The organism is Psychrobacter sp. KFRI-CH2-11 (assembly GCF_038239325.1).
Lineage (GTDB): Bacteria > Pseudomonadota > Gammaproteobacteria > Pseudomonadales > Moraxellaceae > Psychrobacter > Psychrobacter celer.
In genome coordinates this window covers 943,815-959,457 of sequence record NZ_CP151283.1, presented here as the reverse complement: position 1 = coordinate 959,457, position 15,643 = coordinate 943,815, and the positions used below count along the sequence as shown (strand labels likewise).

Annotated in this window: 9 protein-coding genes; 6 read left to right on the top strand and 3 right to left on the bottom strand. The window is 48.5% G+C overall.

The window, feature by feature from the left end:
* Positions 1–20: 20 nt before the first annotated feature.
* Positions 21–3,641 (bottom strand): autotransporter assembly complex protein TamA, encoded by a 3,621-nt coding sequence (locus AADH33_RS04010; protein WP_348549637.1) that lies wholly within the window; start codon positions 3,639–3,641, stop codon positions 21–23.
* Positions 3,642–3,972: 331 nt separating this feature from the next.
* Here AADH33_RS04010 and AADH33_RS04005 point away from each other — a divergent pair, with 331 nt between their 5' ends.
* The 6 genes from AADH33_RS04005 (at position 3,973) to cydB (ending at position 13,070) form a co-directional block, all read left to right on the top strand.
* Positions 3,973–5,304, top strand: coding sequence for an MFS transporter (locus tag AADH33_RS04005; protein WP_317053558.1), 1,332 nt, complete (start codon positions 3,973–3,975; stop codon positions 5,302–5,304).
* A gap of 115 nt (positions 5,305–5,419) precedes the next feature.
* The gene (gene coq7, locus AADH33_RS04000; RefSeq protein WP_348549636.1) at positions 5,420–6,064 is read left to right on the top strand and encodes a 2-polyprenyl-3-methyl-6-methoxy-1,4-benzoquinone monooxygenase; all 645 of its coding nucleotides are present in this window, start codon (positions 5,420–5,422) and stop codon (positions 6,062–6,064) included.
* A 216-nt stretch (positions 6,065–6,280) separates the two neighbouring features.
* A complete protein-coding gene (locus AADH33_RS03995) occupies positions 6,281–7,390 on the top strand; it encodes a tetratricopeptide repeat protein (protein ID WP_348549635.1) in 1,110 nt (369 codons plus the stop codon).
* Between the two features lie 180 nt (positions 7,391–7,570).
* Positions 7,571–10,054, top strand: a complete 2,484-nt coding sequence (locus AADH33_RS03990) for an esterase/lipase family protein (RefSeq protein WP_348549634.1) — start codon at positions 7,571–7,573, stop codon at positions 10,052–10,054.
* A 518-nt stretch (positions 10,055–10,572) separates the two neighbouring features.
* Entirely contained in the window at positions 10,573–12,054 is a 1,482-nt protein-coding gene (locus AADH33_RS03985) for a cytochrome ubiquinol oxidase subunit I (protein WP_198411628.1), read from the top strand.
* A complete protein-coding gene (cydB, locus tag AADH33_RS03980) occupies positions 12,054–13,070 on the top strand; it encodes a cytochrome d ubiquinol oxidase subunit II (protein WP_075100684.1) in 1,017 nt (338 codons plus the stop codon). Before AADH33_RS03985 ends, cydB begins: the two co-directional genes overlap by 1 nt.
* Before the next feature lie 380 nt (positions 13,071–13,450).
* Here cydB and murU read toward each other — a convergent pair whose 3' ends face one another.
* Together murU and AADH33_RS03970 are read right to left on the bottom strand one after the other, a co-directional pair.
* Complete coding sequence (murU, locus tag AADH33_RS03975) at positions 13,451–14,194, bottom strand: N-acetylmuramate alpha-1-phosphate uridylyltransferase MurU (protein ID WP_348549633.1); 744 nt, start codon at positions 14,192–14,194, stop codon at positions 13,451–13,453.
* 108 nt (positions 14,195–14,302) lie between these two features.
* Positions 14,303–15,385 carry an aminoglycoside phosphotransferase family protein gene (locus AADH33_RS03970; protein ID WP_348549632.1) on the bottom strand — a complete coding sequence of 361 codons (1,083 nt, stop codon included), beginning with the start codon at positions 15,383–15,385 and terminating at the stop codon, positions 14,303–14,305.
* Between the last annotated feature and the right edge of the window lie 258 nt (positions 15,386–15,643).

Here is a 15,643-nt window from a genome sequence, read left to right as displayed (position 1 = left end):
TACGAAAAATGACAATAAATCTATAAGGGCGAGCCAATAAAGAAGTGCAGTCTAACCGGAATACTCTCCTCTGTCACACCCGCGGCGACATCCACCCGTACCACACCGACAGGGGAAGCCCAGCGGATACCGACACCGACGCCGACCTTGGTATCTGTCTCAAAGTCTTTGTCGTAGGCATTGCCCACATCCGTAAAGAAAGCACCGCGAAACCCTGGTCTAAACTCATAGTTATACTCAGCGCTACCGACTGCCAGCACCTGCCCGCCCGTCAAGTAGCCCTTATCCAGCGGGGATAAACTCTCATAGTCGTAGCCGCGAATGCTTTGGTCGCCGCCTGCAAAAAAACGCAGCTTATAAGGCACATCATAAAAATCATCTGCCCAAATATAGCCTGTATTGAGACTACCCAATACTTGATGTTTTTTATCATCGCCAAAGCTATAAATACCACTGACACCAGCGCGAACGATGGCCAAGTCGGTGTCGCTCAGCGCTTTGTCAGTCCCAGCTTCGAGCGAGTAATACTGGCGGATACCGCGAGTCGGGTTGGTCGTACTGTCCACGTCGGTTTTGTTCATGCCATAGCCAAACAGTAATGCTTGCTGCTTGGGCTTAGAAGACGTAAAGCGAATGGGCAGATCATCAAGCTCTGTCTCATCTACGCCCGTCTCTAGCTCATCTAAGCGATAACGCATAGAGTAGCTGCGGTTCCAGCCACTGTCACGGCGGATATTGCGGGCAATGGCCGCTTTTAGCGTTTTGGTGGACAAATCAAAGTTACCTTCGCCTTGATCAATGACCTCTTCTTCATAGGTCAGACGCCCATCTAACTTATCATTGAGCGGATGTTTCCAAGGCCTGCTGCCATAGACAGCGACATTTTTTGTGATTCTTGAAACTTCAGTTTCTGCGCCCGCTTGATAGCCTTGACGATTGAGCAAATTATAATCTATTTTGGCAGTGGCCCTGACACCTGTATCTGTCCCATAACCTAGACCGACTTGCGCATCACGCGGCTTGTTGGAGGACACAAAAACATACAGCGGTACTTTTTTGCTTTCAGCCACGTCTTGCGGGGTTTTACGTCCTGCCAGCGTGGGCGGCACAAAGTTTTCGTCGGCCAGTAAGTTTTTTTCGTCTGGAAATATCTTTTGCGCCACATTACTGATGGAGTCACTGATTTTACCCAAGATGCTGTCCGCCTCTTGGTCTTTTTCGTCGAGTACGCGATCGTTTGGCAAGCGGCTTAAGCGCTCAGCTTTTCGTTTGATGGCTTGTAGCTTATCTAGCGTGGCTTCGTCTGCCTCAAACTCAATGGCCGCGATATCGGCAGGGTCGACCGTCGCGCCGCTATTACTGGCCGAGCTTTCGCTTGCGACACCGCTGTTTTCTGCACTCATACGCCCGTCATTACTGGCTGTGCTGGCTGCCGTGGCGGCATTGTTGATCGCACCATTATTGACATCATTGTCCAATATCTCATCACCATTGGCAGTAGACGCAGTATTGGCAGTAGGCGCATTGTCAAAGGCCAACGTGCTCGCCTCGCTACTCTCATCAGGTGGCAAGATGGACTCTACGTTGACGGTGTTAAAATAACGGGTCGCCGACAAATCGTTACTAAACTTGGTCACCGCTGGCCGATAAAACTTGTCGCCCGGCTCAAAGCCGATGAGCTGCTGTAACAATGACATCTCAACTGGCAGCTTGTCAGGGTCTCGTGTCAGAGTATTGGTCGCTTCATCATAAGTAAAAAACACCACGTCATCAAACTCGTAACGATCGCCTGTGTTATAAACCAAGGCGACGTCAGCGGTGTTGTCTGGCAAGATGATATCGACCGATTTGTTTAGCCAATACTCATCAAAATAACCATAAGTGTTACTCAACGACTCCAAAGCTGCTTTGCTGTTTTTGTAGACACGGTGGTTAAAGACATCGCCCTCTTGTGGTGGCAAGTCCGCTTCGAGCGCAGCAAACTCCGGCTGCTCACCGCCTTCGCCGCGAATCTCGACGATGCGGCTATCCACACGCACAGGCTCTCCCAGATTTTCGATGATGACATCAATCCTATCTCTGTTAGGCTGACGCAAGCGCAGAGTCACATCATAATACCCCACCGCTTTTGCCGCATCTAATGCCGTCTGACGCAGGCGAGGCAAAGCTGCGGTAAAGTCAACGACTGACTGAACCGTCGTATCATCCAGCGCCGCTTTGATGTTTTTTATCGGTTGGGTATCGTCATCGGCTTTTTTGAGCTTTGGTTTGCCATCGTCTGTATCTGCTGCCTGCTGCAGATAGACAGTGGTGTCGACATGCGGCAACGCCCTCACCCCACCATTAAACAGCCGATTATAAAGGCGCTTGATGATATTGCCATTGTTACGGGCTAACGGTTTTTTTTCATCAGCTTGCTCGATACTTTGGCTAACTGCCTGCGTATCGGTTTGATAATCTGGCAAATAGTCATCAGGATTGATGTTCTGTGCTGCGGCACTTTCTCCATTAGCGGCGCTGGTATTGGCCACAATCTCGCTATCAGTCGCTTCATTAGTGCGGCCACTGCTGACCGAATCACTAACATCGATCGGACGCGACATCACTTCGTCTGTCTGCGCTTGTGTTGCCGCGCGCTCAGCTTTCTCATTTTTACCCAGCGTCTCCAAGTTACTTGGGACTGGCAAATTGGTGGCATCCAGTGCCACATCCAAACCCACGGGCGGAGTGGTATCGTCCAAACTGGCAATCGGAGCGTCAAAGTCTCTGTCATAGCGGCCAGCACCGTCAAGAGTACTGACATTGCTATTGCCAGTCACCGTGCTATTACTCTCTAGCATGTCATTATTTTGACGATTAATAGCTGCCAGCTCACGCTCTATCTGCTCAGGCGTCATCATCTGATAACCCTGCTGCTGTACCTCAGCGGCCTGCTGCAACAGATTGTCGTTCGTGCCTGTATTAGACATATCACTAGCCAGCGCATCATTACTTAGGGCATTGTCGTTAGGTGAATTGTCGTTAGGTGAATTGTCATTAAGTGAACTGTTATTCAGCGCATCGTTATCGATACCATCTATCATGCTGGCCTGATTTTTTTGATGACGGTCAGCGCCATTTGTGTTATTCGTCTGGTTATTCGATCGGTTTGAAGGGTCGTTAATTGAAGAGTTACTCTTTACAGTGTTTGATTTTTTAACGGTTGGTTTTTTAACGTCTGACTTTTTGAGGCCTAGGCTTTGCTCACTATACTCATCGAGCACAGATTGATCGACAATACCTTGCTCCACCGCTTTTTTTAGGCGTAGCGCATCTAGTGCGGCATCTATTTGCGAGTCGTCCTCTAACGGCTCACGCGGCGCTGGGCTAGCGCTTGAACGACTATTAGCAGACTGAGTGGCAGGATCTTTGATCATGACCGTAGGCGGCGCATCAGCCCACACCGTAGGCGCTACCCCAAAACCCACCAAGCTGGTCGTCAGCGCGGTAAATAATGCTGAGCGCGTAACGTGCGCGCACAAGGCGTGAGGTCGAGCGCTGTCATCAGAACGGATAATACTACGGGCAATCGCACTATGACCACAGGTATCCTGCGGCGTCAGCGATACGTTGTGCGTTAGAGTTGATGGCTGGTGCTTCATGATTGATTCCTATCAGCTCACGCGGTACCGTATCAACAACGATGGCCATTGTTCAGCATTACCGGTGAATAAACTTATCGCTGTGGTCTGAATTATCACTATATTTGGCAATATAGCCATATAAATTTACAAATCATAACTTAGATAATTATGAAATCATAGCGTTGTACGCATGTATTTTTGGCAAAGCCTTGCTATTATACGGCTTAATGGCTACAAGCCCCATGCTATATTTTTATAAGTTTTTGATATTAATAACAATCATAATCACCCGACTGTTTTATTTGACGGTTTTTTACTCAGCAACCGCGACCCATCGGTAGGAATTTTCATGGCCAATCAGTTTCAATTATTTAAGCATCGCCGTTTTAGTGCCATGTTTTTTACGCAGTTTTTGGGCGCCTTTAATGACAATATTTTTAAGCAAGCGCTGATATTGGTACTGACGTATACGGCGGCAAGCCAGCTGGGTATGGAAGTCAGTATCTTAAACAACTTGGCCGCCATGCTGTTTATTTTGCCTTATTTTTTATTTTCGGCATTGGCAGGCCAAATCGCTGATAAGTTTGAAAAATCCAAGCTAACGCAGTTTATTAAATTGCTTGAGCTGGTGATTATGGCGGTGGCAGCCGTGGGGTTTGTCTTTGAATGGTATGGTTTGCTGTTTGTGGCGCTGTTTTTGATGGGCACGCATTCGACGTTTTTTGGGCCAATCAAGTACGCTTATCTGCCACAAGCAATGAAAGAAAATGAGCTGGTCGGCGCTAATGGCTTGTTTCAGATGGGCACTTCACTGGCGATTTTACTGGGGATGATAGTCGCCGGGGTATTGACACAGCTCTCCGCATCGCTTTATTGGATCAGTGCGACGGTGCTGCTAGTGGCTATGCTAGGCTATTTGGCCGCACGCTTTATTCCGCTGATGCCTGCGATGCAGCCGGCGCTGACAATCAACTGGAATATCTTCACCACCAGTTTGAGTACAGTACGCTATCTATACTCCTTGCCGTTTTTGTTTTTTGTCATCCTTGGCAATAGCTGGTTTTGGTTTTATGGCGCGACGTTTTTGACGCAGACGCCAGAGTTTAGCAAGGTCATCTTGCACGGTGATGAGTCGGTGGTGATTTTTTTATTAACGCTGTTTTCAGTTGGCGTATCGATCGGTTCGCTGCTATGTAAGTCACTGACCAAAAACCAAGTCAGCTTACGGCTACTACCGTTTGGTATCGCAGGCTTGAGTATTTTTGCTGTCGACTTATATTGGTCCTTATCTAGCCTAAATATGGCTGTCGCTGATGGCACACTGCTGGGTATCGGTGAGTTGGTTGGGATGAGTGGCACGTGGCGCGTCTTTGCCGATTTATTCTTTTTGGGTTTTAGTGGCGGCTTGTACATCGTACCACTGTATGCGTCGATGCAGGCATATGCGCCAAAAAGCCATCGTGCTCGTATCGTGGGTGCCAACAATATCTTTAATGCGATATTTATGGTCACCTCAGCGATTTTTTCGATTGTGATTTTAAACGCCTTGGGTTTGACGCTACCGCAGTTGTTTTTGGTGACAGGCCTGCTAAATATCGCCTTTGGCGTGTTTTTGTACATCAAGCTGCATAAACATATCAAAGCGGCGGTCATCCAAACCCATGATGCGAGCGTTTTATAATACATTTCGCAGACGATATGTAGGCACGTGCATAATAAATAGTGGTGCTGATATTTTGGATTGTTTGCTATAGTAATGTTTGTTGTTTTTGATTATAAGTCATGAGGAGTGAATTATGGCCCCGCGTCCTTTGTCCAAAGTCGACCAGTTGTTAGTTGGGGTCGATAAGGCGTTACGAGCTGTCGTCCCACATTCAAATCCTAGCACGCGTCCCTTACCAGTGAGTAGTGATGAGATTCCTGAGCTGAGCATCACTGAGGCGCGTCATGTCGCAGGGCTGATGCGCATCAATCACACAGGCGAAGTATGCGCGCAAGGCCTGTACCACGGTCAAGCCTTTAGCGCAAAAGACGACGGCGTCAAACAAGCCATGCAGCAGTCTGCCGAAGAAGAAGTCGACCATCTGGTATGGTGTGAGACTCGGCTAGACGAGCTTGGTAGCCATGCCAGTATTTTTACGCCGCTGTGGTACGGCATGTCTTTCGGTCTGGGTGCGGTGGCAGGTGCTATCTCCAATGAGTTTAGCTTGGGGTTTGTCGCCGAGACAGAAGCGCAAGTCAGCGAGCATTTACAAGATCATATCACCCAGCTACCAGAGCAAGACCAGCGCTCAAAAGAGATATTGGCACAAATGGATATCGAAGAGCTGCATCACCGTGAGCTGGCGCTCGCAAATGGGGGTGCGGCGCTGTCACCCGCTGTACGCCAGACGATGCGCTGGATGGCCAACCGTATGAAGGCCTCCGCTTACCACTTATAAAAGCTATCGTATTAACAATCCTACTACTGATAGCGCTCAGTTTAATTTGCTAGGGTATGAAAAATTTGTACGATTTTGCCCTGAGATGTCTCAGGTATCTTCAGATGAGTAAATACTGCCCATCAGCTACATTATAAAATCATACAACAACCAACCTATGAATACTAATAAACACTAACTTACTAATATTGACTTACTAATAAGGTATCTATTTTTATGAAAACCACTACATTATCGACCAGCGTATCTCCCAAAGCGCCAGCGCTGGCAACTCTGACAGCTGTTGCTGCCGCTTGCGCCATGATGCTCTCTGCGCCTGCTCATGCAGCCGAAGCACAAGCTGCGAGCAGCGCGACTGATGCCTCTAACGCCTCTGTACCGAGCGCCATCGACTCAAGCAAACGTGTTATTCGTCTGGCTCAGCCAAAGGCGGATAACGCGGCTAGCACAAACAATGCACCAGCCCCTCAAGCTGCCGCGCCGCAAACCGTCACCGCACCGCAGCCACCCACCGTACAAAACCGCCCGCCGATGAGTACGTTGCAGCCACAAGACGTCAGACCACCAGCGACGCCTGAATTTACTGGTACCACACGTGTCTACGACCCAGGTCCGATGAGTGCCACTGGCATCGACCTTCGTAGTGGTCAGCTGACCAACATCCCCACTCCGCAAGTACAACTGTCTGATATCAGTTTTGTACCAACGGTACTGATTCCGCAGCAGACGGGCGATAATAATGACAAGCTTGATGTCAGCCTACTCGATGACTTTATCAAAGATGTCTCACCCAACGCTCGTCATTACCCACCCAACTTCCCTAACCGCTCACAGCGTCACTACACCCGCGAAAAAATCAAGGTGTTGGCAGAGTGGATTGAGCCTTATGCCAAAGCGCCGAACGCGTCTTATGATGTACTGATTCGAGCAGCGAAACTCAATGGCATGGGCCGCAACCTAGACTTGGGCTCGGACTATACCATCCGCGGTGGGCAGTATGTGGATCGCGCCATCAAAATTCAGCCAGACAGTGGCGAAGCCAACTTCTTGTATGGCATGATGCTCTCAGAAGGTGGCGGGTTTAAAGAAGGTCAAAAGTATTTAGACCGTGCCGTCTCGTTGGGCTATACCGAAGCAGAGCAAAGCTTGGCACAATCAGACCTTCTTAGCGATCGCCGTGACAAAGCCTTGGAGCGTCTGCGTCGCCTCGAAAGTCAGAACCCCGACAACGACATCATTCCTCAGCAAATCAAACTTATCGAAGAAGGTAAGTTTTATATCTGGGACATCCCTGCCCCTGACATCAATGTCAAACCAAGCGTCTAATCTGCTGTACATCAGCTTGTTTGACCGATAGCCCTTATAGCGCCTTCATTTTCTCACTAAAAATGAAGGCGTTTTTTTTGCTGGATAATAAATAGTCTAATCGCAAAAGTTACGCTACACTTATCTGCACGCCTGCCGGCACTCCTTCGCCTTTTTGATACTCATTTTTGGGATTGACTTATGACGCCGCTTAGCCTTATCAAACCGATGATGCACACCAATCAAAAAACGCGGTCGATGACCCTAGCAGTTTTGCTTGTCGCAGTAGCGCTACTGCCTGCCTGTAGCACGGTGTCTGTCAACAAACAAACCTCCGCCAAAACCATCGCCGACCAGCGCGGCAATATCGTCACTGACAAAAAACTGAGTAGTGACACCGCCTCAGCGCTGCTATCTGCAGGGCTAAACGAGCAAGCCTGTATGCAGCAGTTTGATCTGTGCTTGACGCAGCTGACCGATAGCATACTAAATAAACACTACCGCCCTGCTTTAGCGATTTTTGCCGAGCTACACTATGCCAAAGCCCGTCAGCTGGCACGCTCGCAAGCCTGCCGCGACGCCTTGTCTCGTCCGCCGCTTGATCCCTATTATGCCAATGCGCCGCTAAGTGCAGAAGACGCCAAAGCCCAGCAACAAAACACCAGTCGCTGTCTCAATGACTATCAAGAGCGGCTATTTGATGCGGTAAAATCGAGCTACACCTATTTGTTTTATGATGCGCTCATACACGATTTTGAGGGAGCGGATAAGGCCAGCGGGCAGTCGCAGCAACAAAACCGTATTCCCAATGATACGGATATTCAGACCCAAGACATATATAACGCGGCCAGCAACGATATCATCACTCAGCTGTATAAGTCCGCTGATGGCACGGACAAACTGATGGGCGAGGCACAGATAGAATACCTCCCCATCACCTCAAGCAAGCGTGATAGCAGCGAGCAAGCAGCCATCGCCAATTTATCACCGCTCACAGGCAAACCCACTGACCAAATCAAAGTGATGAAAATAGCCGTTGATGACTATCAGCTTGGCGTCTATCTGCCAAACGAAAACAGCTACTTACAAAATGCGCACAAGCAAGCCTCAGCACTTGCCGACCTAGTCTCCACTTACGAGCTGCGCCTCTCTGGCCTAAACTCTATCAGCAAACGCCCGGGGCTCGGCATCAGCCTAGTGGCATCGTTGGATGATCGTTATACCACGACGATTCGGCAACTATTGGCGTCGTCGTTGGCGGGGCGATTGTCCTATGAGCAAAACAGTGACAGCGTCAATGAGAATGAGAGTAACCCAAGCTCGCGTATCTATCCTACAGGCCATCTGTTATTGACCGGTCTTATCAAGCCCAGCGGCGATAGCGTTTTAGACGCGCTGAGCAGCCGCACGCTCGATATCCACCTCTATAACCCGTATCAAACAGAGCATGTCAATATCTTGGGTGATAACTACCCCATCGCGGCCAATTTTTCGGCAGGCTATGGTCTTTGGTTGGCAGAAAACCAGCTGGACGGTGTCGGTTATCTTAATCTCATCACTCGCCAGCCTGACGCCCGACTGCCCAAGCTGTTTATGCTCGAGCCCTATGACCCTGATAAGCGCGTGCTGATTATGCTGCACGGCCTTGCCTCTAGTCCTGCAACGTGGGTCAATTTGACCAACGATATCTTAAACGATGATAAGCTGCGCGATAACTATCAAGTCTGGCAGATATTTTATCCTACCAATCTACCAATCTTAGAAAACCGCTATCAAATCCAGCGCCTAATCAATAGCACTTATGCCCAAACCGACCCGCAAGGGCAGAACCGCGCCAGCAAAAACAGCGTGATTATCAGCCACAGCATGGGCGCTGTCATCGCCCGTATGATGCTATCAGACGACAATCTGGTCGAGGATTTAGACAGCTTAGACGATCAAAACCTGCTCTCTAATAGCGAAAAGCGGCAAATTCGTGATGCTCTTAAAGCCTCATTTGGTGAGACCGAGCTCAAAGAGCGCTTTGAGCTCACAACCTTACCGCAAGTGGATACGGCAGTGTTTTTATCAGCGCCGTTTCGCGGCACCGATTATGCAGACCGCTGGTTTACCCGTGCGCTGCGCCGCATTGTGTATCTGCCCGTTGGGCTGGTCAAGACGGTCACAGATAATCTGGCGACCATTGCCACCCAAGGCGACTTGGCACAAAACCCACTTGGCGCTCTATACCTACAAAACGGTGCCAGCCAATTGAGTGACAAATCCTCATTTATTCAATTGACCCGAGATATCTCCATCAATGACCGTATTACTTATCACTCCATCATCGCCAATAACGATTCAGATATCACCAAAGGGCTGGCACAGATGCAGCCAGGCAATGCCAAAATCGACTTGTCACAAGCCATAAAAGACGAGAAAGACAGTCACGCTACCAATACTAGCGCTACCGACGCTGCTAACGATAAAACATCGACACAGCCGCTGGTGGCCGCAGTCACCGTCGATAAAAACATCAGCCAAGCGTTGACTGAACGTCTATCAGACGGCATCGTGCCTTATACCAGTGCGCACTTAGACGGTGCAGCTTCTGAGACCATTATAAATGGGGGTCATAGTATTCAGAGCAACCCTCAGACTATCTTGACGCTACGGCGGATCTTGCACAAGCAATTGCAAAAATAACACTCAAGCCGTTGCCGGCAGATAATAAGGAGCTGACTGTAAGGAAATGTAGAAGCGCTACAAACTGATAACATGTTGCAGATTTGTACCCCGCTTGGTGATAGATAAGCTTGATAGGCGTCCTGATAGCAGCGCAGGGGTTTTATCATAAACCATTGTTTCTACTGTTATTTTTAGATAAATTAGCGGTTTTTTTACCCCAAATATTCGTGACTACTAGGTAGGTCGTTAGGGTGCTACATCGCTTGCGTGTGTACCGAGGGAGGCGCATAATATATTGACAGCACATAACAGTCATGTATTAATTTATAAGGATATAAATTACTTAATTCAGCTAAACAGTCGTTAGCTTAGCCACCATGTATCATTTAGGTCGCGCGCTAATCCATACTGAAACACAATCTGCCTATTGCCTATATATAAATAAAGACAGTATGCAGACTGTTATTTGAGCGTTTGAGGGAAGCCTGCGCTATTCAGCTAACAGATAAGGGTAACCGTTTATGTTCGCTACGTTTATGATTGACCAGCTCGATGCGCTGATGCTTGCGCGTATCCAATTCGCTTTTGTTATCTCATTTCATATTGTTTTTCCCGCCTTTTCTATTGGTCTGGCCAGCTGGCTGACGGTGCTTGAGTTCCGTTGGTTAAAGACCGGCGAGCCTATTTATGCTGAAGTCTATAAGCATTGGGTCAAAATATTTGCCGTGGTCTTTGGTATGGGGGTGGTCTCGGGCGTGGTGATGTCCTACCAGTTCGGTACCAACTGGGCGGTGTTTTCGGACAAAGCCGGTAACGTTTTAGGTCCTCTACTTGCCTATGAGGTATTGACCGCGTTTTTCTTAGAGGCGTCCTTTTTGGGGATTATGCTGTTTGGCTGGGGCCGCGTGAGTAAGCGGATGCACTTTGCTTCGACAGCCATCGTTGCCATCGGTACGCTAATTTCAGGATTTTGGATTTTGTCTGCCAACAGCTTTATGCAGACGCCGCAGGGCTTTATGCTGGGCGCGGATGGCATCTTATATCCTACCAACTGGTTTGAGATTATCTTTAACCCCTCCTTTCCTTACCGTTATGCCCATATGATGACGGCGGCGTTTTTGACCACCGCCTTTGTCGTTGGCGGTATCGGTGCTTACTATCTGCAATCTAAAAAGCACAAAGAGCACCGTCAGCATGGCCGTGTCATGTTAGGTATGGCGATGATTATGGCGATATTTGTCGCGCCAGCACAGGTGTTGATTGGTGATGAGCACGGTCTTAACACCTTAGAGCATCAGCCAGCCAAAATCGCTGCTATGGAAGGTATCTGGGAAGATGAGCGCGGCGCGGCGCTGCGCTTGTTTGCGTTGCCTGATCAAGAAAACCAAACCAATAAGTACGAGGTAGCCATCCCTTATGTTTCAGGCTTGATTCTCACCCATTCGTTTGATGGTGAGGTTAAGGGTCTCAAAAACTGGGCACCTGAAGATCAGCCCCCTGTGGCTATTGTATTTTGGGCGTTTCGTATTATGGTCGGTATTGGTATGCTTATGGTGCTGGTCGGCTTATTTAGTCTATATAAGTACTTTAAAAAACAACAGTATGACCCCCAAAGTGTCTGGTTTCACCGTGCGTGGATGATGATGACGCCGCTTGGTTTTATCGCACTGTTGGCTGGTTGGTTTGTTACCGAAACAGGACGTCAACCATGGACGGTATATGGCGTGATACGTACGGCCGAGAGTATGTCACCCCTCGCCGCTCAGCAAGTCGCCACGACACTGATTGGTTTTATTGTGCTTTATGTGTTTGTCTTTGGCGCAGGGAGTTTTTATATCTTGCGACTGATCGCTCAGGGGCCAAAACCGTTTGAAGATCCCGCTGAGGACAACTTCTATGAGCACTCAGTCACAGAGAGTCAAGGACGGACACTAAGCGGTGATAGCAGTCCTGATCAAAGTACAAAAGAAAATATCGATACACCTGCTGATGATGTCGATGATGGAGGGTTACGCTAATGTTTAACTACGGTGATGTATTAGACTTACCTTTGATCTGGGGCGGCTTGATTGCCTTATCTGTCTTTATTTATGTGTTGCTTGATGGTTTTGACTTGGGCTGCGGGATTTTATTTCCTTTTGCAGGCTCAGACAAAAACCGTAGCCGCATGATGAACTCTATCGCGCCTTTTTGGGATGGCAATGAGACGTGGCTGGTACTGGGCGGTGGCGGTTTATTCGCAGCTTTCCCAGTCGCTTATGGCATTATCATGACAGGATTGTATCTGCCGGTCATCTTTATGCTATTTGGCCTGATCATGCGCGGCGTGGCGTTTGAGTTTCGTTTTAAAGCCTCCTCACGTCGTCACGTATGGGACAGTTTTTTCTTTATTGGCTCCGTGGTGGCGACTTTTTGCCAAGGGCTGATGTTGGGCGCGTTGATACAAGGGATTGAGGCAAGCAATCGTCTCTATACAGGCGGGCCTTTTGATTGGTTCACACCTTTTTCTATCATTTGCGGTATTGCCATGATTATCGGCTATGCGCTCCTTGGCTCTACGTGGCTCATTATCAAAACCGAGCATACTTTACAAGTATGGGCACGCAAGGTTTCAGGCTGGATGCTATTGGCACTGATCATCGCAATGGTCGTCGTCACAGGCTTTATGTATTTTTCTGATATCAAGGCGCTTGAGGGCTGGTTTAGCTTCCCAGGCTTGCTATATTTGGCACCCATGCCGATTATCGTGCTGCTCTTGGCCTTTTTGATGCGTAAAGACCTAAAGACGGAGCGTGAATATCGCCCATTTCTCTTGACGGTGGCGTTATTTTTGATGGGTTATATCGGGGTCTGTTTTGCCGTTTTCCCTTATATCGTCCCGTATGAAATGACGATTTATGAAGCAGCAGCAGCGGACACCTCGCTATCCTTTATGCTGATTGGGGCCGCTATCATGCTACCGATTATCTTAAGTTATACCGCTTTTGCCTACTATACTTTTAAGGGCAAGACAGATCATGAGCATATGTACTAAGCATAGTATATGTGCTAAGTCAGCATAAGCAGTATGAGCAACAAGTAGCATCAGAGAAATGACAGCTAAAAAGTGACAGGCCACCGCAAAAGGTGGCGGTCACTACGCCCGCCCGTATGGCGTATCTATAAAAAGATAGGAGACGAATATGAAAAAGCTCAGTAAAAAGCAGTCACAATGGGCATGGTTTATTGGTCTATATATCGCGGGTTTTTTGGTGATTTTTACCATTGCCCAATTGATTAAGCTGGCTATGGGTGTCTAGCTCATGGCCGCCTAGCGTTGGGTAACTCACCCTTTATGGCTTATCGTGCCTTGCAAACCAAAAAGCAGCGCCACAAATGGTCGCTGCTTTTTTATTGTCCTATAGACAGTGAGCACTAAGCGCCTTGATGACTGGCGGCTCCTTTATCATCGATAAACTCATTGACTTGCGCCAAACGTTCAGGTGTGCCAACGTCTATCCAGTTATCTGCTATCACCTCGGCGGTGATTTGAAACTTCATCATCGCCTGCTTGAGCAGCGGCGCCAGTGCCGCTGGCTGACCTGAGGCCAACCCATCGACCAGTCTTGGCGACATCACGCTGATACCAGCAAAGGTATATTTATCTGCATTATCAATCGGCTGCTCGCTGGCAAGACCATTGTTAATGGCAAAATCCCCGCCACTATTGTGCTCTGGATTGTCAATCAGCAATAGATGCGCGCGCTGGTCCGCCCCCAGCTTATAATCAATCAATTGCGAAAAATCATAAGTCGTCCACACATCCGAGTTGACTAAAATAAACGGCTCATCTCGTAGCTTGGCTGCCTGCAGCGCCTGAAATATCCCACCTGCCGTCTCCAGTGGTTCATCGCTCTCGACCGACCAATGCAGAGTCACGCCATATTGCGTCCCGTCACCCAACCTCTCTATCAGGGTATCGGCGAGCCATGAGGCATTAATAGTGATGTCGGTAATACCAGCCGCTCGTAGTGCCTTGATATGCCAGACAATCAGCGGCTGACCACCCACCTCTACCAAAGGTTTGGGAGTCTCTAAGGTCAGCGGCCGCAGACGCGTACCCTTGCCAGCTGCCAAAATCATTGCTTGGGTAATCGTTGCTTGGTTGGTCTCAGACATGTGCGCTCCGTGTTTTTGTTTTTGTTATTGCTTTTTAAATACTGCTAAATACTGCCTAGGGTGTGCCTTCAATTCACTCGGTAGTTATCTAAACCGGTTAAAAATGGCCTAAATATATTGCTGCACAAACTGACGCTGATACGCTGGCAATATGTGCTCTCTTAGATAGTCATTGAAAGGTGCCACCGCTTGCTGCATCTGCAGGCTACCATGCGCCTCCAACCATTCTAGCTCAACCATAAAATCGCGCATCACTTTCGGAATATCGGCCAAATAGCGGTCTTTGCCATCACGCTGCGATAGGCGCACAAAGATTCCCAGTACCTTTAGATGGCGCTGGACACCCATAACATTCATATCGTTTTCAAACTGCGCGATATCGGCAGCTGTGCTCAAGCCTGCTTGCTTTTGTAATTGCCAAAAATCACGCGTCCATGCAGATATCTGCGGCTCAGACCACTCCACATAAGCATCACGCAGCAGCGATACCAAATCATAAGTATAAGCGCCAATCACCGCATCTTGAAAATCAATCACCCCCAAGCGTGAGTGATCGGCTTGATCTTGCATCAAGTTGCGGCTGTGATAATCACGATGGACGACGACTGCTGGCTGCTGCAAAATCTCTTGTATCAATACCGCTTTTAGCGCCCGCCACAGCTTTGGATCAACTGCCACGCCGATATATGGCATAAACCATTCACTAAACAAATCCATCTCTCGGTCTAGCAGTGCACTGTCATAATCAGGCAGCTGATGCTCAGATTTTGCTTGTTCAACAGAGAGTGTTTGTAATGCGACCAACGTCTGCATGGCCAGCTGATAATGGCGATCGACTTGCTCGGGCGTGGCTTTAACTAGTAAATGAGCAAACTCTACCGTACCAAAGTCTTGTAACACCAAAAAGCCTTTGGCCACATCCTGCGCAATCAGCGTTGGCACATTGATCACAGGTGCCATCAATTTGGCGACATTGATAAACTGACGCATGGCGTCTTGTTCATCAGCCGAATCCATGACAATATAACGTGCCGCTTGCGATTGGGGCGCTGTTGTCAGCTGCAGGCGATGATACTGACGCGCGCTGGCATCCCCTGGCAGACTCTGTAAATCAAAGGCCTGCTCTGTAAAGACTGCTTGTAGCCAGTCGTGCAATTGCTGTTGGCGGCTGTTGGGTAGCGGCTGGGTCATAGGGCTCTCTAAAATCGTATTATCGGTTATAAAAAAGTAAATGTCGGTGGTCAACAACTAAAGTAGTGATAAGTCTGGCAAAACCTTGCTAAAATAGTGACGCCTATCTTGGTCATCATCGCTCTTATCGGTAGATAAGCGCGCGTTTGGCACGATGGCTACTGCTGAGCATAAATGCAGCAGCCTGTGCTCATCTTATAATTTTTGGTAAATAGTGTAGCTGATTTGGTTTTTTTTGACTATGATTAGTCGTCATTA